22 protein-coding genes and 1 tRNA gene are annotated in these 23,711 nt (G+C 65.0%); 15 read left to right on the top strand and 8 right to left on the bottom strand.

Features of this window, described 5'->3' with window-relative positions:
• Nucleotides 1–55 precede the first annotated feature (55 nt).
• The 6 genes from sppA (at nt 56) to EDF58_RS01425 (ending at nt 6,757) form a co-directional block, all read left to right on the top strand.
• Nucleotides 56–1,939, top strand: a complete 1,884-nt coding sequence (gene sppA / locus EDF58_RS01400; protein WP_132262028.1) for a signal peptide peptidase SppA — start codon at nt 56–58, stop codon at nt 1,937–1,939.
• A 457-nt stretch (nt 1,940–2,396) separates the two neighbouring features.
• Nucleotides 2,397–2,480 (top strand) — tRNA-Leu (locus tag EDF58_RS01405).
• A gap of 77 nt (nt 2,481–2,557) precedes the next feature.
• Nucleotides 2,558–4,135, top strand: coding sequence for a trigger factor (gene tig / locus EDF58_RS01410; protein WP_132262030.1), 1,578 nt, complete (start codon nt 2,558–2,560; stop codon nt 4,133–4,135).
• Between the two features lie 173 nt (nt 4,136–4,308).
• The gene (gene clpP, locus EDF58_RS01415; protein WP_132262031.1) at nt 4,309–4,977 is read left to right on the top strand and encodes an ATP-dependent Clp endopeptidase proteolytic subunit ClpP; all 669 of its coding nucleotides are present in this window, start codon (nt 4,309–4,311) and stop codon (nt 4,975–4,977) included.
• A gap of 151 nt (nt 4,978–5,128) precedes the next feature.
• Nucleotides 5,129–6,391 carry an ATP-dependent Clp protease ATP-binding subunit ClpX gene (gene clpX, locus EDF58_RS01420; RefSeq protein WP_132262033.1) on the top strand — a complete coding sequence of 421 codons (1,263 nt, stop codon included), beginning with the start codon at nt 5,129–5,131 and terminating at the stop codon, nt 6,389–6,391.
• Nucleotides 6,392–6,463: 72 nt separating this feature from the next.
• Complete coding sequence (locus EDF58_RS01425; RefSeq protein WP_243654029.1) at nt 6,464–6,757, top strand: hypothetical protein; 294 nt, start codon at nt 6,464–6,466, stop codon at nt 6,755–6,757.
• A gap of 37 nt (nt 6,758–6,794) precedes the next feature.
• On the opposite strand, the gene EDF58_RS01430 is transcribed toward EDF58_RS01425, so the two are convergent.
• On the bottom strand, nt 6,795–7,382 hold the full coding sequence (locus EDF58_RS01430; RefSeq protein ID WP_165921312.1) for a nuclear transport factor 2 family protein: 588 nt from the start codon (nt 7,380–7,382) through the stop codon (nt 6,795–6,797).
• Nucleotides 7,383–7,563: 181 nt separating this feature from the next.
• Between EDF58_RS01430 and EDF58_RS01435 the strand changes: the two genes are divergently transcribed.
• Nucleotides 7,564–8,421, top strand: a complete 858-nt coding sequence (locus tag EDF58_RS01435; RefSeq protein ID WP_132262037.1) for a VOC family protein — start codon at nt 7,564–7,566, stop codon at nt 8,419–8,421.
• On the opposite strand, the gene EDF58_RS01440 is transcribed toward EDF58_RS01435, so the two are convergent.
• Nucleotides 8,418–9,284, bottom strand: a complete 867-nt coding sequence (locus EDF58_RS01440) for a cation diffusion facilitator family transporter (RefSeq protein ID WP_243654030.1) — start codon at nt 9,282–9,284, stop codon at nt 8,418–8,420. The two genes, EDF58_RS01435 and EDF58_RS01440, sit on opposite strands and share 4 nt — an antisense overlap.
• Before the next feature lie 21 nt (nt 9,285–9,305).
• Here EDF58_RS01440 and EDF58_RS26605 point away from each other — a divergent pair, with 21 nt between their 5' ends.
• The 4 genes from EDF58_RS26605 to EDF58_RS01455 all read left to right on the top strand — a co-directional run bounded on the left by EDF58_RS26605 (nt 9,306) and on the right by EDF58_RS01455 (nt 12,829).
• Nucleotides 9,306–9,440: a hypothetical protein gene (locus EDF58_RS26605; protein ID WP_279388296.1), complete on the top strand. Its 135-nt coding sequence runs from the start codon at nt 9,306–9,308 to the stop codon at nt 9,438–9,440.
• 52 nt (nt 9,441–9,492) lie between these two features.
• A complete protein-coding gene (locus EDF58_RS01445; protein ID WP_132262041.1) occupies nt 9,493–9,678 on the top strand; it encodes a hypothetical protein in 186 nt (61 codons plus the stop codon).
• Nucleotides 9,679–9,755: 77 nt separating this feature from the next.
• Nucleotides 9,756–12,308, top strand: a complete 2,553-nt coding sequence (locus EDF58_RS01450; RefSeq protein WP_132262045.1) for a TonB-dependent receptor — start codon at nt 9,756–9,758, stop codon at nt 12,306–12,308.
• 110 nt (nt 12,309–12,418) lie between these two features.
• Nucleotides 12,419–12,829, top strand: a complete 411-nt coding sequence (locus EDF58_RS01455) for a DUF1801 domain-containing protein (protein WP_132262047.1) — start codon at nt 12,419–12,421, stop codon at nt 12,827–12,829.
• Between the two features lie 12 nt (nt 12,830–12,841).
• Here the strand turns inward: EDF58_RS01455 and mtgA are convergent, their stop codons facing one another.
• Together mtgA and EDF58_RS01465 are read right to left on the bottom strand one after the other, a co-directional pair.
• Nucleotides 12,842–13,507 (bottom strand): monofunctional biosynthetic peptidoglycan transglycosylase, encoded by a 666-nt coding sequence (gene mtgA / locus EDF58_RS01460; RefSeq protein WP_132264034.1) that lies wholly within the window; start codon nt 13,505–13,507, stop codon nt 12,842–12,844.
• Between the two features lie 133 nt (nt 13,508–13,640).
• The gene (locus tag EDF58_RS01465) at nt 13,641–14,021 is read right to left on the bottom strand and encodes a helix-turn-helix domain-containing protein (protein WP_132262049.1); all 381 of its coding nucleotides are present in this window, start codon (nt 14,019–14,021) and stop codon (nt 13,641–13,643) included.
• 101 nt (nt 14,022–14,122) lie between these two features.
• Here EDF58_RS01465 and EDF58_RS01470 point away from each other — a divergent pair, with 101 nt between their 5' ends.
• Both EDF58_RS01470 and EDF58_RS01475 read left to right on the top strand, forming a co-directional pair.
• On the top strand, nt 14,123–14,872 hold the full coding sequence (locus EDF58_RS01470; RefSeq protein ID WP_132262050.1) for an SDR family NAD(P)-dependent oxidoreductase: 750 nt from the start codon (nt 14,123–14,125) through the stop codon (nt 14,870–14,872).
• A gap of 113 nt (nt 14,873–14,985) precedes the next feature.
• The gene (locus EDF58_RS01475; protein WP_165921313.1) at nt 14,986–16,029 is read left to right on the top strand and encodes a patatin-like phospholipase family protein; all 1,044 of its coding nucleotides are present in this window, start codon (nt 14,986–14,988) and stop codon (nt 16,027–16,029) included.
• Nucleotides 16,030–16,054: 25 nt separating this feature from the next.
• On the opposite strand, the gene hutU is transcribed toward EDF58_RS01475, so the two are convergent.
• The 4 genes from hutU to hutI form a co-directional block, all read right to left on the bottom strand.
• Nucleotides 16,055–17,719, bottom strand: coding sequence for a urocanate hydratase (hutU, locus tag EDF58_RS01480; RefSeq protein WP_132262054.1), 1,665 nt, complete (start codon nt 17,717–17,719; stop codon nt 16,055–16,057).
• 14 nt (nt 17,720–17,733) lie between these two features.
• Nucleotides 17,734–18,540, bottom strand: coding sequence for an N-formylglutamate deformylase (gene hutG, locus EDF58_RS01485; protein ID WP_132262056.1), 807 nt, complete (start codon nt 18,538–18,540; stop codon nt 17,734–17,736).
• 145 nt (nt 18,541–18,685) lie between these two features.
• Nucleotides 18,686–20,284 carry a histidine ammonia-lyase gene (gene hutH, locus EDF58_RS01490; protein ID WP_132262058.1) on the bottom strand — a complete coding sequence of 533 codons (1,599 nt, stop codon included), beginning with the start codon at nt 20,282–20,284 and terminating at the stop codon, nt 18,686–18,688.
• On the bottom strand, nt 20,281–21,495 hold the full coding sequence (gene hutI / locus EDF58_RS01495) for an imidazolonepropionase (RefSeq protein WP_132262059.1): 1,215 nt from the start codon (nt 21,493–21,495) through the stop codon (nt 20,281–20,283). The genes hutH and hutI overlap by 4 nt, the downstream gene beginning before the upstream one ends.
• An 86-nt stretch (nt 21,496–21,581) precedes the next feature.
• On the opposite strand from hutI, the gene EDF58_RS01500 reads away from it, so the two are divergent.
• Both EDF58_RS01500 and hutC read left to right on the top strand, forming a co-directional pair.
• Entirely contained in the window at nt 21,582–22,964 is a 1,383-nt protein-coding gene (locus EDF58_RS01500) for a formimidoylglutamate deiminase (protein WP_132262061.1), read from the top strand.
• Entirely contained in the window at nt 22,961–23,689 is a 729-nt protein-coding gene (gene hutC / locus EDF58_RS01505) for a histidine utilization repressor (protein WP_132262063.1), read from the top strand. Before EDF58_RS01500 ends, hutC begins: the two co-directional genes overlap by 4 nt.
• Nucleotides 23,690–23,711 lie beyond the last annotated feature (22 nt).

Below are 23,711 nucleotides of genomic sequence, written 5' to 3' on the forward strand. Positions count from 1 at the left end.
ATGGCCGCGCCCGGATAAGGGCGTTATGGCAGGGGATCGAAAGGCTGGTGAATTCATGACGTTCGCGCGCAAGATCTGGAAGCTGCTGGTGGGCGTGAAAGATGCCCTGGCCTTGATTTTCCTGCTGTTGTTCTTCGCGCTGCTCTATGCCGCGCTTTCATCGCGCCCTTCGCCGGGCAAGATCGTGGACGGGGCCTTGCTGCTCGAACTCGATGGCAACATCGTCGAGGAGAAGAGCAACGTCGATCCGCTCAGCCTGCTGATGAGCACGGAATCCACTTCGAGCGAGTTCCAGGCCCGCGATCTCGAACGCGCCCTGCGCCTGGCCGCCAGGGATTCGCGGATCAAGGCCGTGGTGCTGGACATGTCGCGCTTCCTGGGCGGCGGCATGGTGCATATCGAGGAAATCGGTAAGGCGCTCGACGAAGTGCGCAAGGCGGGCAAGCCGGTGCTGACGTTCGCGAACGCCTACGCCGATGACGGCGTGCAGCTGGCTTCCCACGCCAGCGAGGTCTGGGTCGATCCGATGGGCGGCGCCTTCGTGGCGGGCCCGGGCGGCAACCAGGTCTATTTCAAGGGATTGCTCGACCGCTTCAAGGTCAATGCCCACGTCTATCGCGCCGGCACCTACAAGAGCTTCGTCGAACCCTATCTCCGCAACGACATGTCGCCGGCCGCGCGCGAAGCCTATCAGGACATCTACGGCGCGCTGTGGAGCGGCTACAAGGCCGACATCCAGCGGGCGCGACCCAAGGCCCGGCTCGACCAGATGACCGGCGATCCGATGGCCTGGTCGCAGGCGTCGGGAGGCGACTTCGCGCAGGGCGCCAAGGCCGCCGGCCTGGTGGATCGCATCGGCGACATCACCGAATTCCGCAATCGCGTGGCCGAGGTCGCCGGGAAGGACGAGAACGGAGACCTGCCCTTCAAGGCGAATCGTCTGGCCGCATGGCTTGCCGCCAATCCCGAGAAGGGTGAGGGCGCGAAGATCGGCGTCATCACCGTGGCCGGGGAGATCGTCGACGGCGATGCCGGTCCCGGACAGGCGGGGGGCGATCGGATTGCCGACCTGCTGGACGACAATATCGACGAAGGCTTCAAGGCCCTGGTCGTCCGCGTCGATTCGCCGGGCGGCTCGGCCATGGCCGCCGAACGCATCCGCCGCGCCATAGACCGCTACAAGGCGCGCAAGATCCCCATCGTCGTATCGATGGGCAACATGGCGGCAAGCGGCGGCTACTGGGTATCCACCCCCGGCCAGCAGGTCTTCGCGCAGCCCGAGACGATCACCGGTTCGATCGGCGTCTTTGCGGTTGTCCCCAGTTTTGAGAAGACACTGGCCGACTACGGCGTCACCAGCGACGGGGTGAAGACCACGGCGCTTTCCGGCCAGCCCGACATTCTCGGCGGCTTCACGCCTGAAGTGGAAGGCATGCTCCAGGCCTCTGTCGAGAATACCTACCGCAAGTTCGTGGGCATTTCCGCCGCGGCGCGAAAGATGACGCCCGAGAAGCTCGATTCGATCGCTCAGGGCCGGGTATGGCCAGGGCAGGAAGCGCTGCGCATCGGTCTGGTGGACAAGATCGGCAATCTCGACGCGGCACTGGCAGAAGCGGCCCGTCTCGGCGGCGTCGGGAACGGCAAGTATCAGGCGGTCTACCTGAAGGACGAGACGGATTCGTTCTCGAAATTCCTGGGCGGGCTGACATCGGATTCCGAAGGACAATCCGCCGCCGCCCTCGATTTCGCCAGCTTTACGGCGCTGCGCCGCCAGCAGCAGTTCGCTCGCGTGACGGAACAGGTCAGCGCGATGTTCACGGCGCGCGGAACCCAGGCCTATTGCATGGAATGCCCGATCGTTCCGGGCCGGACAAGGCCGAACGACTTGCGTGAACTCTCGGCTCTGGAAAGCCTGGGGCACTGGCTGGGCAAGGACTGAGCAGCAAAAAAAAGGCGCCGTGTTCCTTCCCGGGGATGGAACACGGCGCCTGAATTTCCTGAATTAAATCAATCAGGTGGTGGAAGTTCGACCGGGCCTCTCTCAGGGCGGTCGAAATCGGGTCCGGTCTCGGGAATTTCCGTGGGGGCCGTGGGTTCGTTCGGGTCGCTCGGGGGTACCGGAGTCTCGGGGGGAGTGTCGCCGGGATTGTCGGCAGGCTGGGTTGCCATGTTCGCCTCTCTCTTGCTGATGCTGTTGCAACCCGTGGCGGAGAGGCTTGGTTGCATGGCCGGTGCAGGCCGACGAACGCATCGGTTCTTCGCATGCGATGCCGTCGCGGCGGGCCGGAACGCCGCAGCGGATCCGTGACCGACTTGCTCCGGTGCGACTCGCGGCGCTTGCCCTTTTCCGCGTGTCCTTATAAGGGCACGTCCCTTGAGTTTCAGGCTTGATCTTTGCGGGCGTGGCGGAATGGTAGACGCGCTGGTTTTAGGTACCAGTATCGAAAGATGTGGGGGTTCGAGTCCCTTCGCCCGCACCATTACGCCGCCCTGGGGGAGATGAGTCGCGAGAATTGGCCCCGTAAGGCCCGTTGAATTGCACAGGAAGGCATTTGAAATGCAGATCGTCGAAACCACCAACGAAGGCCTGAAGCGCGCCTACACGGTGACCATTCCCGCCAAGACCATCACGGCCCGCGTCGAAGGCGAAATCAAGAAGATCGCGCCGCAGGTGAAGATGCCCGGCTTCCGCGCCGGCAAGGTTCCCGCCAATCTCGTCAAGAAGATGCACGGCGAAGCGATCCACCAGGACGCGCTGAACGCGACCATCCGCGAAGCCATGGACAAGCTGGTCGCCGACCACGCCCTGCGCCCCGCGATGAACCCCGACGTCGCTCTCGGCGAAGGTTACGAGCAGGGCAAGGACGCCGAGCTGACCGTCAGCCTGGAAGTGCTGCCGACGATCGCTGCGCCCTCGCTGGACGGCCTCAAGCTTGAGAAGCTGGTCGTGCCCGTCGCCGAAGACGCCGTGACCGAAGCGGTCGAGCGCATTGCCTCGCAGCAGCAGCGTTTCGAGACCAAGGACGGTGCGGCCGAAGACGGCGACCAGGTGATCATCGACTTCACCGGCAAGCTCGACGGCGTCGAGTTCGAAGGCGGCAAGGCCGAGAAGGCTCCGCTGGTGATCGGTGCCGGTCGCTTCATTCCCGGTTTCGAAGAGCAGCTCGGCGGCATCAAGGCCGGTGAAGAGCGCACCATCACCGTGACCTTCCCCGAGGACTACCAGGCCGCGAACCTCGCCGGCAAGGAAACCACCTTCGACATCGTCGCGCACGAAGTGAAGGCGCCTGCCGAATCGAAGATCGACGACGATTTCGCCAAGGAACTGGGCCTCGAGAGCCTCGAACAGCTCCAGGGCCTGCTCAAGGGCCAGCTCGAGCAGGAAACTGCCGGCCTGACCCGCACCGCGATGAAGCGCCAGCTGCTCGACCAGCTTGCCGCCGGTCATGACTTCGACGTGCCGCCGACCATGGTGGAAGCCGAATTCTCGCAGATCTGGCAGCAGCTCACGCACGAAGCCAGCCACGAGGAAGACCCCGCGGCCGCTCTCGCCGAGATCGAAGCCGAGAAGGACGACTACCGCAAGATCGCCGAGCGCCGCGTGCGCCTGGGCCTGCTCCTGTCGGAAATCGGCCAGGCCAACAGCGTCGAAGTGACCGCCCAGGAAATGCAGATGCTGGTCTCGCAGGCCGCTCAGCAGTACCGTCCGGAAGATCGCCAGCGCTTCTTCGAATATGTCCAGCAGGACCCGATGATGGCCGCCCAGCTGCGCGCCCCGCTGTACGAAGACAAGGTCGTCGACTTCCTGATCGAGAAGGCTGACGTCACCGAGCGTGAAGTGACCCGCGACGAACTGCAGGCTGCTATCGAAGCCGACACCGACGGCGACAAGCCGGCGGAAGCCAAGAAGGCTCCGGCCAAGAAGGCCCCGGCCAAGAAGGCTGCTGCCAAGAAGGAAGACGCTGCGGAAGACGCCGCTGCCGAAGCCGACGAAGCCGCTGCCGAGGAAAAGCCGAAGAAGGCTCCCGCCAAGAAGGCTGCCGCCAAGAAGACCGAGGAAGCCGCTGAAGGCGAGGCGGAAGCCAAGCCTGCCAAGAAGGCTCCCGCCAAGAAGGCAGCTGCCAAGAAGGACTGATCCTTCTTTCAGGCTGATGCGCGAAGCGGCCCGGTGCAGAGATTGCGCCGGGCCGTTTTCTTATCGAGGATGGAGAATGTTATCCCACATCCCATCCGCGTTAGATCGTTAAAGCCCTTGAACATCGGCGAAGGGCACGCGACATAGGCGGTCCAAACCAGAAGAGGACTCCCATGCTCGACCTGTTTGGCGCCGCGGGCGCCCAAGGAAAGTTCACTACCGATCCCGTGACCGGCGCGCTGGTGCCGATGGTCGTCGAGCAGACCAGCCGCGGTGAGCGCAGCTTCGACATCTACTCGCGCCTCCTGCGCGAGCGCATCGTATTCATCACCGGCCAGGTCGAAGACCACATGGCCTCGCTGATCGTTGCGCAGCTTCTGTTCCTCGAGTCGGAAAATCCCTCGAAGGACATCTCGATGTACATCAACTCGCCGGGCGGCGTGGTGACGGCCGGCATGGCCATCCACGACACCATGCAGTACATCAAACCGCGCGTCTCCACGGTCTGCATCGGCCAGGCCGCCTCGATGGGCAGCTTCCTGCTCGCCGCCGGTGAGCCGGGCATGCGCATCGCGCTGCCGAACGCCCGCATCATGGTGCACCAGCCTTCGGGCGGCGCGCAGGGCATGGCGTCCGACATCGAGATCCAGGCGCGCGAGATCCTGCGGATGCGCAAGCGCCTCAACGATCTCTACGTGAAGTACACCGGCAAGTCGCTCGACGAGATCGAGAAGGCGATGGACCGCGACACCTTCCTCGAGGCCGAGGAAGCGCTGGCGTTCGGCCTCGTCGACAAGGTCTTCGAAACGCGGCCCGACGGCGACAAGCCGACCGAAGCCTGAGCATGACCGCAAGGTCGGGGCTCCAACGGAGTCCCGGCCTTCAGTCCTTTGCAACGGTTGCGGGGATACCCATATCGGTCTCAGGATTGCAAAACCGGCCCCGTCCAAGGTAGACTCGACGAGTCGCCTCGAATGGGCCTAAAGACGGAAAATGACGAAATTGAGCGGATCTGACGCGAAAAGCACCCTCTACTGCAGCTTCTGCGGCAAGTCGCAGCACGAAGTGCGCAAGCTGATCGCGGGACCCACGGTCTTCATCTGCGACGAATGCGTCGAGCTTTGCAACGACATCATTCGCGAAGAGACCAAGGCCGGGATCGCGGGCAAAAAGGACGGCGGCGTGCCGTCTCCCCGCGAAATCTGCGAGACGCTGAACGACTACGTGATCGGGCAGGAACGCGCGAAGCGTGTTCTGTCAGTGGCGGTGCACAACCACTACAAGCGGCTGAAGCACAGCGGCAAGCAGGGCGACGTGGAACTGTCCAAGTCGAACATCCTGCTCGTGGGTCCCACGGGTTCGGGCAAGACGCTGCTCGCGCAGACGCTCGCCAAGACCTTCGACGTGCCGTTCACCATGGCCGACGCCACCACGCTGACCGAAGCCGGTTATGTGGGCGAGGACGTGGAGAACATCATCCTAAAGCTGCTCCAGGCTTCCGACTACAATGTCGAGAAGGCGCAGCACGGCATCGTCTACATCGACGAAATCGACAAGATCAGCCGCAAGGCCGAGAACCCGTCGATCACGCGCGATGTTTCGGGCGAGGGCGTGCAGCAGGCGCTGCTCAAGCTGATGGAAGGCACGACCGCTTCGGTTCCGCCGCAGGGCGGCCGCAAGCACCCGCAGCAGGAATTCCTGCAGGTGGACACGACCAACATCCTGTTCATCTGCGGCGGTGCCTTTGCAGGTCTTGAGAAGATCATTGCCGACCGCCTTCAGAAGCGCTCGATCGGCTTCGGCGCGCATGTCGCCGATCCGGACAAGCGCCGCGTGGGCGAACTGCTCCAGAAGGCGGAGCCGGAAGATCTGCTCAAGTTCGGCCTGATCCCCGAGTTCGTCGGCCGTCTGCCGGTGATCGCGACCCTGAACGACCTCGACATCGAGGCGCTGGTCAAGATCCTGAAGGAGCCGCGCAACGCGCTGATCAAGCAGTATGCGAAGCTGTTCGACCTCGAAGACGTGGAACTGACGTTCACCGACGAGGCGCTCGAAGCGATTGCCCAGAAGGCCATCGACCGCAAGACCGGTGCACGCGGCCTGCGCTCGATCGTGGAAGGGCTGCTGCTCGACACCATGTTCGACCTGCCGACCGAAGGCGATATCGCCGAAGTCGTCGTCGACAAGGACGTGGTCGAAGGCCGCAAGGAACCGGTTCGCGTGCTCAAGGGCGACAAGGCCGAGGCCGCAGCCTGATCCCTGCGAAGCAGGTGCAGACGAAAAAGGCCCGTCCGGTTCTTCCGGGCGGGCCTTTTCGTTGCCCGGAACGTGCCGGTCTGGTCTGACCATGCTCCGGTGTGGGGCGATGACTCGCTACCTCTTCGTCTGCAGCCGCAACAAGTTGCAAGGGAACTCGCCCATAGGGCCGATGTGATCGTGGTCATGGAAAAGGTTCATTGGCGTAAAGTGCAGCAGACCTTCCGGTGCCATCTCAATCGGCAGCGCACGATCTGCCTCGACATTCCCGACCATTATGCCTTCATGGATCCCGACCTGGTCCTCTTGCTGGAAGCCAGGATGGCGCGCCATCTTTCTCACCTGTCGATGCATCACGACAAGTGAGGCTCGTAAGGACCGGGGCCGAAAGGCGGACCTGGGCTCAGTCCTCGCCCACGGGACGCGGCGGCCCCATCGTACCGCGGGCGCCTGGACCCATCCGTCCGCGCCGACCTTGCGGAACCGGATCGCCCTTCTTGATCGTGCGCAAGGCAACGCCGTCGCGGGTAATCGTCGTCGATTGGGCATCCGTGACCTTGAGCAGCCAGCCCTTGTCGCTCTGCACCCAGGTGTCGCGTGAGAGCGACGTGGTGCCGAACGTATGCATTTCTCCGTCGCGCCCCTGGCGCTTGTCGCTGGCGACTTGCTGCTGGACCACCTCAACGGTCTTGCCGTTGACGGTCACCGACTGGATGATCGTTTTCGACGTGCGATCCGGATCGACGGGGATTTTCGCGAGCCCTGCGATCAGTTCGTCCGCGCTCATCTTGTTCTCGCCCAGGTCCGTGCGCACGAAATCGCCGGCGAGCAGGGGCTTGATGCGGTCTGCCTCGCGGCTGTCCATCGCGGCGCGAAGCTGCTCGTAGCGAGCCTCGATATCGCTCCTGGTGTCGGCCTGGGCCAGTCCCGGGACGAAGGCCCAGCCGAGGGCCAGGGAGAGCAGGAGGCGGGTAGAGGGTTTGCGGGTCATGTCGATCGTGTCCCCATGTCGCGGGTGGAGCAGTGGCTGGTGCAAAGTCCTAGCGGCAGGCTGCGATGCCGCAATCACGATATTGTACCCGATTGTCGCGCTCATGCTTGGCAGTTCGGCGCGCCTTGCCCACGCTGCGGCCCGACGGGCAGTCGGATCGACGCCGGGCAGGGGAGAGCACATGGGCGGACCTATCGCCGTTTCGCGGATCATCCACACGATCCATGCCACCACCGATATTCATCGCAGCCGCGCGCTCTATCAGGATGCGCTGGGCGGGCTGGTTTTCGCCGAGAACTTCTTCCCCGCCGAAGATCGCGATGCGGCGCTGCTCTATGTGACCGATCATATGGTCGAGCCGATGGCGGCCCGTCATCCTGAGGACCTGACGAAGCCTTTTGCACGCCAGGCCGCGCGGATCGGCCAGGGCTTTCACTCGTTCGAGATCAAGGTGGCGGACGGAAAGGCGGCCAGCGCGGCCTTCCGCGAGGCGGGCTGCACGGTCGCCAGCGACTATGGGGTGTTCTTCTTCGTCCGGCCCGAATCGACCGGCGGCGTCCTGCTGGAAGTCTGCGAGCTGCCGATGCCCAACGATCCGTGGGAGCGGGGCAACTGGGATCCCAGGGTCGGAGCCGGGCACCCCTGCCGGGTCACGGGCCTCGATCATATCGCCTGTGTCACGCGCGACATGGCTGGGGCTCTGCGGTTCTTTACCGAAGTGGTGGACGGCGAAGTCCTCAGCGACGAACGCATCGTATCGCCGCAAACGGCGCGCCGCGTGCTCTTGCGGCTGGGCGATACGCAAGTGGCGTTCCTGGAACCTGAGGAACCCGAGGCCGGGGCATTCGGGGCTTTTCTCGCGAAGGCGCGGAACGGCATTTATGCGCTCGTCTGGAAAGTGGACGATCTTGCGCAGGCCCAGGCGCACTTCGCCGGAAAGCTGAAATTCCGCGTGGGCCAGGCCCATTGCGTGCCCGCAGGCCTGGCAATCGAGCCGGACGACTTCCAGGGCGCCCGGCACGAGTTCTCCGAGGCCTAGACGACGGTTTCGCTTTCCAGGGCGCAGGGCGATTCGGCATCCGTTTCGATCTGCACGGTCGGGTGGCCGATGCCGAAGCGATGCTCGAGGTCGTGGGCCAGGGTGTGAAGGAAGGCATCGCCGCGTTCGGCGCCGGGCATGACGAGATGGGCGGTGAGCGCCGTTTCGGTGGTGCTCATCGGCCAGATGTGAAGGTCGTGCACGCGGGTGACGCCCGGCAGCGCGGCCAGGAACTGGCGGACGGCGGCGATGTCGATGCTCTCGGGCACGCCCATCATGCCCATGCGCAGCGATTCGCGCAGCAGGCCCCAGCTGGACCAGGCGATGACGGCGGTAATCACCAGCGAGGCGATCGGATCGACCACTTGCCAGCCCGTGAACATGATGACGATGCCCGCGATCACCACCCCGGCCGAGACTGCCGCGTCGGCCATGAGATGCACGAAGGCCGCGCGCAAGTTGAGGTCGGACTTGCTCCCCTTGGCGAAGAGCAGCGCCGACAGCGCGTTCACCGCGATGCCGAGGGCCGCGACGACGATCATGGTGGTTCCGGCCACCGGCGCCGGTTCCGTGAAGCGCCGGATCGTCTCCACCAGGATCGCCCCGATCGCCACCCATAGCAAAGCGGCATTGGCGATGGCGGCGAGGATCGAGGAACTCTTGAGGCCGTAACTGAAGCGCTCCGAGGGAGGACGCGCCGCGAGCACGCTGGCAGCCCAGGCGAGGAGCAGCGAAAGCACGTCGGAAAGGTTGTGTCCGGCATCCGCCAGAAGCGCCATCGAGCCACTGAAGAAGCCCGCCGCGCCCTCGGCAATGACGAAGGCGACGTTCAGTCCTACCGCAACTGCGAATGCCTTGCCCACGTCGCCAGGAGCGGGCGGACCATGGTGATGATGCCCGTGACCGTGTGCATGTCCGTGACCATGCGAATGGCCATGACCATGCCCCTTATCGGCCTGATCGTGATGATGCTGATGTGCGACGCCCATGACAATTTCATCGCATGCGCCGGACCTTAACAGCAAGCTATGACGTATCATCACATGCCGAAACGCAATTGGGGCGCCGAACATGGATGCCGCGCCGCGTGACATTTATGCCGCACCAAAGATTGTCATATTGGCGCATAAAACACGGAATTATCAGGAAAAACAGGTGATCTCTGCAATCGAACGCAATTTGAGTCAGAAAATTGCGCAACAAAGATCGGAAATGAATCCCGTGCGTCAGAAGATTGTCATATTGCGCTGCTCTTAGCAGCCGCAGCAAATTTTGCGGCAGGGCAACTCTTCCGCATTTGGCGAAAACACTCTGAAGGTTTCCAGGGGGCTAAGATGAAGTTTCAATCCATTCTCTCCACCGCGACCAGCTCGCTCGCCGTCGGCGCAGCGTTCCTCGCCGTTCCCGCTTTCGCACAGTCGACCGGTTCGGTAGACTTCGAAGAAGGCACCATTGTCGTTACCGGCCAGACCCAGAACGGCGTCGCCGGCGTCAAGCTGCCGAACACTTCGAAGGCCAAGCAGGTCCTGACGCAGGAAGTGATCCAGGCGCAGGTTCCCGGTCAGACGATCAACGACACCATCAATCTGATGCCGGGTGTCAGCTTCCAGAACAACGACGCCTTCGGTTCGTCGGGCGGTACGCTGACCATTCGCGGCTTCGACGATTCGCGCATCTCGCAGACCGTCGACGGTATCCCGCTGAACGACACGGGCGGCTACGCGCTCTATTCGAACCAGCAGATCGATCCGGAAATCATCGAGCAGGTCAACGTCAACCTCGGCACCACCGATGTCGACTCGCCGACCGCCGCTGCTTCGGGTTCGACCGTCAACATCCGTACGCGTAATCCGTTCGACGACTTCGGCGTGCGCTTCCTGGGTTCGGCTGGTGACTTCGGCTTCTTCCGCATGTTCGGCGAAATCGATACCGGCGTTCTGAACTCGAGCGGAACCAAGGCGTTCTTCTCGGCCTCGAAGGCGGTCAACAACACCGTGTACGGTGGCATCGGCCAGATCGACAAGATGCAGCTCAACGGCAAGATCTATCAGCCGCTGGGCGATAACGGCGACTTCATCTCGGTTGCAGGTCATTGGAACCGCAACCGCAACAACTTCTTCGGTTCGACCCCTCTGCGCCTCGATCCCACACGGACGGTGGGTCCGGACTCGGCTACGAACCGCTTCCCGCTGACCAAGGAAGAGCGCTTCTACAAGATCGCCGAATGCCAGATCCCGGCAGGCGTCACCGGTGTGGCGGATGCCGCCAGCAGCTGCGGTTCGCTCTACGACTATCGCTTTAACCCGTCGAACACGGGCAACATCCGCATCAACTCGCGCTTCACGCTCACCGACAAGCTGACGCTGAACGTCGATCCGAGCATCCAGTATACGAAGGCCAACGGTGGCGGCACTGTCGTCGCCAACGAAGGTGGCTACACGCAGTCCGCTACGGCTGCCCAGATCGCCGCAGGAACCAAGTTCCCCATCACGACCCCCATTTCGGGTTACATCGGTGGCGCTCCGTACTTCGGCGGCGTCGACCTGAACGGCGACGGCGACACCCGCGACAAGGTTCGCATCCTTGCACCGAGCAACACCGAGACCTGGCGCATCGGCGTCATCGCGTCGCTGCGCTATGACATCAACGACTTCAACCGTGTCCGCGTCGCCTACTCGTACGACCGCGGCCGTCACCGTCAGACCGGCGAAACCAGCCTCCTGAAGTCGAACGGTTTCGGTTCGGACGTGTTCTCGAACAATGCCCTGGTCGATGCGGACGGCAACGTGCTTCAGAAGCGCGATCGCCTTTCCTACGCGATCCTGCATCAGGTTTCGGGTGAGTACTCGGGCGACTACATGAACGATCGTGTTCACTTGAACGTCGGCATCCGTGCGCCCTTCTTCAAGCGTAACCTGACCAACTACTGCCTTGCCACCAGCTCGGGCGGCTTCGTCGACTGCTTCACTTCGAACAGTGCCGACCAGGCCACTTATGCTGCAGCCAACCCCACCTACAAGCTGCCGCAGCAGCGTATCCTGAACTACAGCAAGGTTCTGCCGACTGCCGGTGTCGTGTTCGATGCCACCGACAACGCCAGCCTGTTCTTCAACTACTCGAAGGGCCTGCAGGTCCCGGGTACGGATAACCTGTATCAGTCGTTCTGGTACGCTCGTGACCAGGACGCGGCAAACCCCGTCCCGGAAACCACCGACAACTTCGACCTTGGCGTCCGCTACACCTCGGGCATCATCCAGGCATCGCTGACCGGCTGGTACACGCGCTACACCAACCGTCTGGCTTCGGCTTATGACCGTGACCTCGACGTCACGATCTACCGTAACCTTGGTCGCGTCGATAAGTACGGTATCGACGGTAGCTTCGCCGTTCGCCCGATCCCCGAGTTCTCGCTCTACGTCTTCGGTTCGTACCTGAAGTCGAAGATCAAGGAAGACGTCGAAACAGGCGTGAACGCTGCTGGCGATCCGATCTTTGCTGCCACCAAGGGCAAGCGCGAAGCCGGCGCACCGGTCTACACCCTTGGTACCCGCGCCAGCGGCAACCTCGGTCCGGTCGAGTTGGGCGTGCAGGTCAAGCGTACCGGTCCGCGCTACGTGAACGACCAGAACCTGCCGATCGTGATCAGCGGCGCGCAGGTCTATGCCAAGAAGACCCCGGCCTACACCCTCGTCGACCTCGACGCGAAGGTGAAGCTGGACTTCATCGGTCTGGGCGATCGCACCTTCCTGCAGCTCAACGTCGTCAACCTGTTCGACAAGCTTTATGTCGGTGGTTTCGACGGTGCAGGTACCTCGCAGACCAACGTGCCGAACGCCTTCATCGGCACCCCGCGCACGTTCATCGGTTCGGTCAGCTTCGGCTTCTAAGACCGCTTCCGAATTCGGAACAAGGAAGGGAGGAAGCGTCAGCTTCCTCCCTTTTCTTTTGTCCGCTCGACACGCGATGGTATTCTTCGTTCGCTTCACGGAGAGGATACATGAGCGAGGAAAAGGCGGAGCAATCCGCGTCGCAGCAGATCGATGCCCGCATCGCGGAGCTGGGCGATTGGCGGGGGGCTCTGTTGGCTCGGCTGCGTGAGGTTGTCCTGGCGGCCGATGCCGGTGTTGCCGAAGACTGGAAATGGCGGGGGGTGCCGGTCTGGTATTGCGGCGGCATGATCTGCACCGGGGAAACCTACAAGGCAGCGGTGAAGATGACGTTCGCCAAGGGCGCCGCGCTCGACGATCCGGCGGGGCTCTTCAATGCCAGCCTCGACGGCAACCAGCGCCGGGCCATCGATTTCCATGAAGGCGACACGGTAGACGAGCCTGCGCTGACGGCGCTGGTCCGCAGCGCCATAGCGCTCAATCTGGCGAAGAAGCCTACGCGGTCGAAGACACCCCGCTAGGAGCGAGGGGCCTCAGTCGTAGACGCAGGCATCGAGGCCCTGGGTCTTCACCGTGCCGATGCGGGCGGCGATGGTGTTGCCATAGCGCCGGGTGAAGCCGGAGGGGCTCTTCACGCTTCGGGTCTTGGGGCTGGGCAGGGCAGCGGCCATGCGGCCGGCCTCCGTGGTCGTGAGGTTCGAGGCAGACTTGCCCCAGTAGCGCTGTGCCCCGGCTTCGACGCCGTAAGTGCCGATGCCCGTTTCCGCGACGTTGAGATAGATCTCCATGATCCGCCGCTTGTCCCACAGGTTCTCGATCAGGAACGTGAACCAGACTTCCAGACCCTTGCGCAGATAGCGCGTCCAGCCATCGCCCTGCCAGAGGAAGACGTTCTTGGCCGTCTGCTGGCTGATCGTCGATCCGCCGCGCAGGCGGCCGCCGGCGGCATTGCGCTCGAAGGCCTTTTCGATGGCGTTGGTATCGAAGCCGTTGTGCGTGCAGAACTTGCCATCCTCGGCGGCGATGGCGCCGGCGACCATGTTGCGGTCGATCCGGCTGAGCGGCTGCCAGTCCTTGGTGATGCCGTTGCCGTCCACCAGCATCGTCACCGTCACGGGCGGCGGAACGAAGCGGTAGAGCAGGGTCAGCCCCACGCTGATCGCAACGAACCAGAACACGATCTTGGCAAGGATGCGCAGCAAAGGAAGGGAGCCCCATATGACCGGCGCGCGGGAATGCCGCCGTCCGGGGCCATGCCTAGCGATATCGCGCGCGGCGGAAAAGGTGCCTGCGCTCGGGTTCCCCCGGCGAGATGCGGATCGTGATCGGGATTCAGTCGCGCGCGTCGAAATCGGCGCGGGCGTCGGCCACCGTTTGCAGATTGGCTTCGGCCCAGAGCCAGACGCTGCAGAACGCCTCTCCCAGGCCATGACCCAGCGGGGTCAGCCGGTAATCGACGTGAGGGGGGATGACGGGATGAACCGTGCGATGGACGAAACCGTCCCGCTCCATTTGCCGCAGTGTCTGCGTGAGCATCTTCTGGCTGATGCCCGGCACGGCGCGGGCAAGGGCGCTGAAGCGGGTTTTGCCGTTTTCTTCCAGCGCTTCCAGCACCAGGAGCGTCCACTTGTCTGCCACGCGGCCGATCAGCTCATTGACGAGCGCATCGACGCCCGGCACGGTCGAATAGCTGGTGATCGGCGGATTTTCCATTTCTTACCCTTGGGTGGCTACAGCACTTTCAGGTGCCTACTTTCCAAAAGAGAGTATAGATCTACATTCCGCTTCGCAATCTTTCTCACAGGAGCGTTCCCATGAAGACCAGCGGCAACATTATCCTTCTGACAGGCGGCGGCACCGGCATCGGGCGCGAACTGGCGCAGCGGTGGCACGATGCCGGCAATCAGGTGATTGTCACCGGGCGGACGCTCGCCAGCCTGGAAGAGACCGCGCAGGGGCGGCCGGGCATTCATCCCGTGGCGCTCGACGTTACCGATGCGGGCGCGATCGCGGCTTTCGCGAAGGACATTCTCGCGCGGTTTCCGGCACTCAACGTGCTGGTCAACAATGCCGGCGTCATGCCGCTGGAGGACATTTCCGTGCCCCGCGACCTTGCGCGCGCGGAAACTTGCGTGGTGACCAACCTGCTTGGCCCGATCCGCATGACCGATGCCCTGGTGGCGCATTTGCGCGAGCGGGAGGGCGCGGCGATCGTCAATGTCAGCTCCGGTCTCGCTTTCGTTCCGCTGGTCGGCGCGGCGGTCTACTCGGCCACCAAGGCGGCGATCCATTCGTGGACCGATTCGCTGCGCTTTGCCCTGAAGGGTTCGGTCGAGGTGATCGAGCTGGCGCCGCCGGCCGTGCAGACCGAATTGACGCCAGGCCAGTCGACTCGCGAAGGCTACATGCCGCTGGACGCGTTCATCGACGAGGTCATGGGGCTCATCGGGCAGCAGCCGACGCCGGAGCTGATTGGCGTCGAACGCCTCGGTTTCCTGCGCAATGCCGAAGCCGAAGGGCGCTATGCGCAGACATTCGCCGCGCTGAACGCGGCGCCGCACTGATCGTCGCTCCGCCCGGGGCCCTGGAGGTCTCGGGCGGAGCGCCGCCGCTGGTCAGGGCGCGGCGCGACTGCTATGGATTTTGATGTTGCATTGCAGCATGAGTGAGCAGTGACATGGCCCGCAAGGACAATTCACCCCACAGGCTGGACCTCGCGCTTCAGGGCGGAGGCGCGCATGGCGCCTTCACCTGGGGCGTGCTGGACGGTTTGCTGCAGGATCCCCGAATCTCGATAGGCGCGCTCAGCGGTGCCAGCGCGGGGGCCATGAATGCGGCGGTTCTCGTCTCGGGCCTGGTGGTCGGCGGCCGGGAAGGGGCGCGGGAACGCCTGCGCTCGTTCTGGAAGGCGTTGAACCGTTCGGGGCGCGAGGCCGGGCCCTTGATCCCGATGATCGAGGCCTTCCCGGAGACCACCCGCGCGATGAGTTCATGGTGGAGCACCGTGTTCGGCGATCTAGGCATGGCGCATGCGTCGCCGGAAATGGGCCGGGACATGCAGGAGATCCTGCGCAAGGTCATCGAGGACCACGTCGATTTCGCCGCCATCGCCAGCGAGGATGCGCCGCCGCTGTTCATCTCTGCCACCAATGCGCAGAGCGGCGCGGTGCGCATCTTCCGCAAGCATGACCTGACGGCCGACGCCTTGCTCGCCTCGGCCTGTCTGCCGCTTTATTTTCCGCCGGTCACGATCGACGGGAAGGACTATTGGGACGGCGGCTACAGCGCCAATCCCCCGCTCGTGCCCCTGGTGCTGGAAAGTCCGAACGACGATCTGCTGCTCATCACGGTCAATCCGCAGTTGCGGAGCGAAACGCCGCGCAATGCTGCCGGTATTGCGGACCGGATCACCGAGATCGGCTTCAACCAGTCGATGCGCAAGGAAATGCAGGGTCTGTTCCTGCTGCAATCGTCGATCGGGCGGCACCGCGAAACGGACGGACTGATCGCCCGGGTCGACCGGCTGCGTTTCCACGAGATCCACGACGAGGCTGCGCTTTCCGCCATGCCTGCGCAAAGCAAACTCCTGCCGGTGCGACAGATCCTGCTGACCTTGCGCGACGTGGGAGAGGCGGCGGCGAAGCGCTGGTGCGAAGTTTCGATCGAGAGCCTCGGCCAGGAGAGCACTGTCGACCTGGCGAGCCGGTTCGGACCGGGTTAGGGCTCGAGGTCTCTCGATCGGATCGTCAGAGAATACCCGGCAGGTCCAACCCCTTCTCCCGCGCACAATCCAGCGCGATCTCATAGCCGGCATCGGCATGGCGCATCACGCCCGTCGCCGGATCGTTCCACAGCACGCGCTCCAGCCGCCTGGCCGCCGCGTCGCTGCCGTCGGCGACGATCACCATGCCCGAATGCTGCGAATAGCCCATGCCGACGCCGCCGCCGTGGTGGAGCGAAACCCAGGTGGCGCCGCTGGCGGTGTTGAGCAGGGCATTGAGCAGCGGCCAGTCCGAAACCGCATCCGAACCGTCGCGCATGGCCTCGGTTTCGCGGTTGGGCGAGGCGACCGAGCCGCTGTCGAGGTGATCGCGGCCGATCACGACCGGTGCCTTCAGTTCGCCCTTCGCCACCATCTCGTTGAAGGCCAGGCCAAGCCGGTGGCGGTCGCCCAGGCCCACCCAGCAGATACGCGCGGGCAGGCCCTGGAACTGGATCTTCTCGCGCGCCATGTCGAGCCAGTTGTGCAGGTGCGCGTGGTCGGGCAGCAGTTCCTTCACCTTGGCGTCGGTCTTGTAGATATCCTCGGGATCGCCCGAGAGCGCGGCCCAGCGGAATGGACCCACGCCCCGGCAGAACAGCGGACGGATATAGGCGGGCACGAAGCCGGGGAAGTCGAACGCGTTTGCGACGCCCTCGTTCTTCGCCATCTGGCGGATGTTGTTGCCGTAGTCGGTGGTGGGCACGCCCGCCGCCTGGAAGTCCAGCATGGCCTGGACGTGGACCGCCATCGAGGCCTTGGCCGCCTTGGCGACCGCCTCCGGTTCCCGCTCGCGCTTTTCGATCCATTCGGCGACGGTCCAGCCAGCCGGGAGGTAGCCGTTGACGGGATCGTGGGCGGAAGTCTGGTCGGTCAGCAGGTCCGGCCGGATGCCGCGCGCGAACATCTCGGGCAGCAGTTCCGCTGCGTTGCCGAGCAGGCCGACCGAGACCGGCTTCTTCTCGGCATTGGCCTTCTCGATGATCGCCATGGCTTCTTCGATGGTGCTGGCGGCAACGTCGAGGTAGCCAGTGCGCAGGCGCATTTCGATGCGGCTGGGCTGGCACTCGATGGCAAGGCACGAGGCGCCCGCCATCACCGCCGCCAGCGGCTGCGCGCCGCCCATGCCGCCAAGGCCGGCGGTCAGCAGCCACTTGCCCGAAAGGTCGCCATCGTAGTGCTGGCGGCCCATCTCGACGAACGTCTCGTAAGTGCCCTGAACGATGCCCTGCGTGCCGATGTAGATCCATGAACCGGCCGTCATCTGGCCGTACATGGCAAGGCCGCGCTTATCGAGTTCGTTGAAATGCTCCCAGTTCGCCCATTCCGGCACGAGGTTGGAATTGGCGATCAGCACGCGCGGCGCATCGGCATGGGTGCGGAACACGCCGACCGGCTTGCCGGACTGGACCAGCAGCGTCTCGTCGTCGTTCAGGCGGCGCAGGGTTTCGACGATCTTGTCGTAGCTTTCCCAATCGCGCGCGGCGCGGCCGATGCCGCCGTAGACCACCAGCTCTTCGGGGCGCTCGGCGACATCGGGATGGAGGTTGTTCATCAGCATGCGCAGCGGGGCTTCGGTGAGCCACGATTTCGCGGAAAGTTCGGTGCCGGTCGCAGGCTTGATGACGCGGCTGTTGTCGAGGCGGGTCATTGTGTTTCCTCAGGTCAGGATTGCGCGAAGGCGATTGCGGCCTTCAGCACGTCTTGCAGGATCGGGGTGAGGGCGGCGGCGCGCGCGGCCGAGAAGGGGACGGGCCAGTTGGCTTCGTCCGGCACTTCGGGCTCATCCATGTAGCCGCGAATGGCGAGTTCCATCTGGATCGCGTGAACGCCGTTTTCCGGGTGGCCGTAGTGGCGCGTGGTCCAGCCGCCCCGGAAGCGGCCGTCGAGGACGTGGCTGAGTCCGCTCGCGGCGCAGACTTCGATGACAGCAGCGGAAAGCGCCGGATCGCACGTCTGGCCGAGGTTGGTGCCGACGTTGAACTGCGGCAATTCCCCGTCGAACAGGCGCGGCACATGGCTGCGGATCGAGTGGGCGTCGTAGACCACGACTTTGCCGTGAATGGCGCGCAGCCGATCGATCTCGGCGGCGAGGGCGGCGTGGTAAGGATCGAACCAGAGCGCGCGGCGGCGGGCGATCTCGGCCGCATCCGGCGCGTCGCCTTGGTAGAGCGGTTCGCCGTCGAAAGTCGTCGTCGGGCAGAGTTCCGTCGTCGCCTGCCCCGGATAGAGCGAGGCGCCCGAAGGATCGCGGTTGAGGTCGATCACGCTGCGCGAGACGCGCCCGGCAATCGTCGTTGCGCCCATGTCGCGCGCAAAGGCGTAGAGTTCGTCCACCCACCAGTCCGCATCGCGCCGGGCGAGCCATCCGGAGCGGAACGCGGGCGCGACATCGGCCAGGTCAGTGCCGACATGCGGGAAAGCGACGATCAGCGGTGCTTCGCCGCGATGGAGAGTGAAGCTTGGGCTCATGTGCGTTGCTCCAAGTATCGGCCGTTGCCCATCACTTCGTCATTGCGAGCGTAGCGAAGCAATCCAGGGCGGTTCTGCGTCGCTCTGGATTGCCACGTCGGCTTCGCCTCCTCGCAATGACGAAAGTGAGGGAGAGTGGCCGCCCTCATGCGATACCCGGCAGCAGATCGGCGGCCACGTTCGCCAGCGCGCCGGAGCGGACCAGCAGGTTGGCCGCTTCCATGTCGGGGTGGAAATGGCGGTCGTCGTCCAGTGCGGGAACTTCGGCCCGCAGCACGGCGCGCGCGGCATCGAGCCAGGTGCTGGAGGCCAGCGGCGCGTGGAATTCGATCCCCTGCGCGGCGGCGAGCAGTTCGATGCCGATGACGGCAGTGGCGTTCTCGACCATCGACAGCAGGCGGCGCGCGCCGTGAGCGGCCATCGAAACGTGGTCTTCCTGATTGGCGGAGGTCGGGATCGAGTCCACCGAGGCGGGATAGGCCTTCTGCTTGTTCTCGGAGACCAGCGCGGCGGCAGTGACTTGCGGGATCATGAAGCCCGAATTGAGGCCCGGTCGCGGCGTCAGGAAGGCGGGGAGGCCGGACAGCGCCGGGTCCACCAGCATGGCGATACGGCGCTCGGAGATCGAGCCAATCTCGCAGACGGCGAGCGCGATCATGTCGGCGGCGAAGGCCACCGGCTCGGCGTGGAAGTTGCCGCCGGACAGCGCCTCGTCGGCCCCGTCCCCATCGGCATCGACGAAGATCAGGGGATTGTCGGAAACGCCGTTCGCCTCGATCTCCAGCGTCGTCGCGGCCTGGCGCAGCACGTCGAGCGCGGCGCCCATGACTTGCGGCTGGCAGCGCAGGCAATAAGGATCCTGCACGCGGGCGTCGTTCTCGACGTGGCTGGCGCGGATCGCAGAACCGGCCATCAGTCCGCGCAGGGCGTCGGCCACCTCGATCTGGCCGCGATGGCGGCGCAGGGCGTGGATGCGGTGGTCGAACGGTGTGTCGGAGCCCTTGGCAGCTTCGGTCGAGAGCGCGCCGGTCACCAGGGCGGAGCGGAACAGCAGTTCCGCCTCGAACAGTCCGGCAAGCGCATTGGCGGTGGAGAACTGGGTGCCGTTGAGGAGGGCGAGGCCTTCCTTCGGGCCGAGTTCGAGCGCCGAGAGGCCCGCGCGTGCCAGCGCATCGGCGGCAGGCATGCGCTGGCCGTCCAGGACGATCTCGCCAACGCCGATCATCGTTGCGGCCATGTGCGAAAGCGGTGCCAGATCGCCGCTGGCGCCGACCGAGCCTTGCGAGGGGACCACCGGCGTCAGGCCCTTGTCCAGCATCGCTTCGAGCAGGGCCACGGTTTCAGGGCGGACGCCGGAAGCGCCTTGCGCAAGGCTGGTGAGTTTGAGCGCCATCATCAGCCGGACGACCGGCACCGGCGAAGGCTCTCCTGTGCCCGCTGCGTGGCTGAGCACGATGTTGCGCTGGAGCGTGGCGAGATCCTCGTCGCCAATGCGGACGCTGGCGAGCTTACCGAAACCGGTGTTGATGCCGTAGACCGGCTCGCCCCTGGCCAGGATGCGCGCTACGGCAGCGGCACTTTCGGCCACGCGCGGGGCGCAGGCCGGGTCGAGCTTCACATCCGCGCCGCGGTAGATCGCGCGCCACTGGGCCAGGGTTACCTCGCCGGGCGTAAGCGTGTCGCTCACGGTGCCAGGTGTGAGCGTGTCGCTCACGGGTGTCGGCGTGAGCAGGTTGTCGGTCATTGTCCACTCCAGATGCGTGCATGGAGCGGGTTGAACCCCATGCGGTAAACGAGGTCGGCCGGGCGCTCGATGTCCCAGATCGCAAGGTCGCAAGCCTTGCCCTGTTCAAGCGTGCCGAGCCGATGAGAGAGGCCGAGCGCCTGTGCCGCGTTGCGCGTCACGCCGGCCAGGCATTCGGGCACGGTGAGGCGGAACAGCGTGGCGCCCATGTTCATCGTCAGCAGCAGCGAGGTCAGCGGCGATGTGCCGGGGTTGCAGTCCGTGGCGAGCGCGATGGGCACGCGGGCCAGGCGCAGCGCTTCGATCGGGGGCAGCACTGTTTCGCGGCAGAAATAGTAGGCGCCGGGCAGCAGGGTGGCGACCGTGCCGGAAACGGCCATCGCGGCGATGCCGGCTTCGTCGAGATGTTCGAGGTGATCTGCCGAAAGCGCCCCGTGGCGTGCGGCCAGGGCGGCGCCGTGAAGGTTGGAAAGTTGCTCGGCATGGAGCTTGACCGGCAGGCCCAGCGCCGTGGCGGCGCGGAACAGGCGCTCGGTCTGGTCGGGCGAAAAGCCGATTCCCTCGCAGAAGGCGTCCACCGCATCGGCAAGGCCGGCCTGCGCGGCGGCGGGGAGCATGACGGTGCAGAGATGATCGATATAGGCGTCGGCATCGCCTGCGAATTCCGGGGGAAGCGCATGGGCGCCGAGGAAGGAAGTGACGATCCGCACGGGCCGAACCTCGCCGAGGCGGCGGGCGGCGCGCAGCATCTTGAGTTCGCTGGCAAGGTCGAGGCCATAGCCCGACTTCACTTCGAGTGTCGTGACGCCCTCGGCCAGCAGGGCGTCGAGACGGGGAAGGGCGGCAGCGACCAGTTCGTCCTCGCCGGCCGCGCGGGTGGCCTTCATGGTGGAGACGATCCCGCCGCCGGCGCGCGCGATCTCCTCGTAGGAAGCGCCTTCCAGCCGTAGTTCGAACTCACGCGAGCGATCGCCGCCGAAAATGAGGTGGGTGTGGCAGTCGATCAGTCCCGGCGTGATCCAGCGGCCTTCGCAATCGATCACTTCGGCGGCATCGAATGCGGGAGCATCGGCCTCGGGACCGGCGTACAAGATCATGCCGTCCTGCGCCGCGATCACGCCCTGCTCGACAATGCCCAGGGGCTCCCGGGCCGACCCGGCACTGGCCATCGTGGCCAAACGGGCGTGTTTCCAGAGCCTGTCGCAGCGCATGACGAGTCGATCCTTATTGCTTGCCCCGGTTATTGCATCGGTCGTTTTTAATGTATAGACAAAATAGCGAAGGAGTTCCGAAAGCGATGTCCGCCATTTCGCCCGAAGCCATGTCCTCCGCGATATTTGTCGACCTTGCCTTGCTGGAACAGGGCTGGGCCAGCGACGTGCGATTCATACTCCGGGACGGGCGGATCGCCGCCATCGAGCGCGATACGGCGGTGCGCGCGGGCGACGAGCGCCACGGCTGCGTGCTCCCGGCGCTGGGCAACCTGCATAGCCATGCCTTCCAGCGCGGCATGGCCGGCCTGGCCGAGCGCCGCGGCGCGACCGACGACAGCTTCTGGACCTGGCGGGACGTGATGTACCGCTTCCTCGATCGCATGGACCCGGACGACCTCCAGGCCGTGGCCGCCATGGCCTACGTGGAGATGCTGGAGAGCGGCTTCGCGCGGGTGGGCGAGTTTCACTACCTCCATCATGCCCCGGACGGCCGGGCTTACGACGATCCGGCGGAAATGAGCGCCGCCATTGCCCGCGCTTCGGCGGAAACCGGCATCGGGTTGACCTTGCTGCCGGTTTTCTACGCCCATTCCGGCTTCGGCGGGCAGGCTCCGAGCGAAGGACAGCGGCGTTTCCTCCACGACCTCGACGGCTTTGCGCGCCTGCTGGAAGGCGCCCGATCGGCGGTCAAGGGATTGGATGAGCCAGTGGTCGGCCTTGCCCCGCACAGCCTGCGCGCCGTGTCGCCGCAGCAGCTTGGCGCGCTCGAAAGCATGGCAGGCGGCCTCCCCATTCACATCCACATTGCCGAGCAGGTCCGCGAAGTGGAGGACTGCCTTGCCTGGAGCGGGAGCCGTCCGGTCGCCTGGCTTCTGGACAATGCCGCGGTGGACCATCGCTGGTGCCTCGTCCACGCCACGCACATGACCCCGGAGGAAACGCGGCGGATGGCCCGCAGCGGCGCCGTGGCGGGGCTCTGCCCGGTGACCGAGGCCAATCTGGGTGACGGCCTCTTTCCGGCGCGGGACTTCCTTGCCGCGGGCGGCTGCTGGGGTGCCGGCAGCGATTCGAACGTGATGATCGATGCGACCGAGGAACTGCGCCTTTTCGAATATGGCCAGCGGCTGCATCATCGCGGGCGCAATATCCTCTCCAGCCCCGCCATGCCCTCCACGGGCGAGGCGCTTTGGGGCCAGGCGCTCCGCGGCGGCGCGCGGGCGCTGGGGGTAAAGGGCGGGCTTTCCATCGGCTTGCCGTTCGATGCCCTGTCGCTGGACCTCGACCACCCCTCGCTCACGGCGCGCGGCGCGGATCGGCTGCTGGACGGGTTGGTCTTCGCGGCCGGGCGCGGGGCCGTGGATTGCGTGTGGCGCTTCGGCGCGCAGGTGGTAAGCGGTGGCCGGCACCGCGCGCGACACGAGGTCGTCCGGCGTTACAGGGACAGGTTGGGCAGGCTGATCGGGTGAATAGACCGCTCCACGAACGCATCCGGCAGGATTTCGAGACGCGGATTCTCGCGGGCGCGCTGGCGCCCGGCGAACGGCTGCCGACCGAGCAGGCGCTTATGGCGCATTACGACTGCGCGCGCATGACGGTGAACAAGGCGCTTTCGGCGCTGGCCACGGCTGGCCTGGTGGACCGCCGCAAGAAGGCCGGCACTTTCGTCGCCCGCCCGCGCGTGCATTCCATGGCCATGGATATTCCCGACCTCGGCGCGCAAGTGGCCGAGCGCGGCCAGGCCTATCGCTTCGATCTGGCGCTGCGGCGGGAAATGCACGCGGCAACGGGCCGGGCGCAGGCCCCGATGGAATGGAAGGTCGATGGTTCCGTGCCGCTGCTGGAACTGGAGGGCATTCACTTCGCGGACGGCGCGCCTTTTGCGCTGGAGCATCGCTTCGTGAACCTGACCGCCGTGCCGGAGATCCTCGACGCCGATTTCACGGGTTCCTCGCCCGGAACCTGGCTCCTGGAGCATGTGCCCTGGACCGAGGCCGACGCCCGCATCACCGCGACGGGTGCCGGTGCGACGGAGGCGCGCCTGCTGGCGGTCGAACCCGGCGCGCCGTGTCTTTGCGTGGAGCGCAAGACGTGGCGCGGCTCCGAGCCGATCACTTATGTGCGGCAGCTCTTCGTCGCCGGGGCTTACGAACTGACCGCGCATTTCGGACCCGGCGCGCGCCGCGACACCTGACGCGGCACTCTGATCTTGCCGT

The organism is Novosphingobium sp. PhB57 (genome assembly GCF_004342985.1).
Taxonomy (GTDB): domain Bacteria; phylum Pseudomonadota; class Alphaproteobacteria; order Sphingomonadales; family Sphingomonadaceae; genus Novosphingobium.

Bases quoted from the DNA above. Each gene is read 5' to 3' on its own strand.
- EDF58_RS26605 (WP_279388296.1), top strand. From the start codon at position 9,306: ATGGTGATGATGCCCGTGACCGTGTGCATGTCCGTGACCATGCGAATG.
- clpX (WP_132262033.1), top strand. From the start codon at position 5,129: ATGACGAAATTGAGCGGATCTGACGCGAAAAGCACCCTCTACTGCAGC.
- hutG (WP_132262056.1), bottom strand. From the start codon at position 18,540: ATGAGCCCAAGCTTCACTCTCCATCGCGGCGAAGCACCGCTGATCGTC.
- clpP (WP_132262031.1), top strand. From the start codon at position 4,309: ATGCTCGACCTGTTTGGCGCCGCGGGCGCCCAAGGAAAGTTCACTACC.
- EDF58_RS01430 (WP_165921312.1), bottom strand. From the start codon at position 7,382: ATGACCCGCAAACCCTCTACCCGCCTCCTGCTCTCCCTGGCCCTCGGC.
- tig (WP_132262030.1), top strand. From the start codon at position 2,558: ATGCAGATCGTCGAAACCACCAACGAAGGCCTGAAGCGCGCCTACACG.
- EDF58_RS01475 (WP_165921313.1), top strand. From the start codon at position 14,986: ATGGCCCGCAAGGACAATTCACCCCACAGGCTGGACCTCGCGCTTCAG.
- EDF58_RS01445 (WP_132262041.1), top strand. From the start codon at position 9,493: ATGGATGCCGCGCCGCGTGACATTTATGCCGCACCAAAGATTGTCATA.
- hutH (WP_132262058.1), bottom strand. From the start codon at position 20,284: ATGACCGACAACCTGCTCACGCCGACACCCGTGAGCGACACGCTCACA.
- EDF58_RS01435 (WP_132262037.1), top strand. From the start codon at position 7,564: ATGGGCGGACCTATCGCCGTTTCGCGGATCATCCACACGATCCATGCC.
- sppA (WP_132262028.1), top strand. From the start codon at position 56: ATGACGTTCGCGCGCAAGATCTGGAAGCTGCTGGTGGGCGTGAAAGAT.
- hutI (WP_132262059.1), bottom strand. From the start codon at position 21,495: ATGCGCTGCGACAGGCTCTGGAAACACGCCCGTTTGGCCACGATGGCC.
- EDF58_RS01470 (WP_132262050.1), top strand. From the start codon at position 14,123: ATGAAGACCAGCGGCAACATTATCCTTCTGACAGGCGGCGGCACCGGC.
- EDF58_RS01450 (WP_132262045.1), top strand. From the start codon at position 9,756: ATGAAGTTTCAATCCATTCTCTCCACCGCGACCAGCTCGCTCGCCGTC.
- EDF58_RS01465 (WP_132262049.1), bottom strand. From the start codon at position 14,021: ATGGAAAATCCGCCGATCACCAGCTATTCGACCGTGCCGGGCGTCGAT.
- hutU (WP_132262054.1), bottom strand. From the start codon at position 17,719: ATGACCCGCCTCGACAACAGCCGCGTCATCAAGCCTGCGACCGGCACC.
- EDF58_RS01455 (WP_132262047.1), top strand. From the start codon at position 12,419: ATGAGCGAGGAAAAGGCGGAGCAATCCGCGTCGCAGCAGATCGATGCC.
- EDF58_RS01500 (WP_132262061.1), top strand. From the start codon at position 21,582: ATGTCCGCCATTTCGCCCGAAGCCATGTCCTCCGCGATATTTGTCGAC.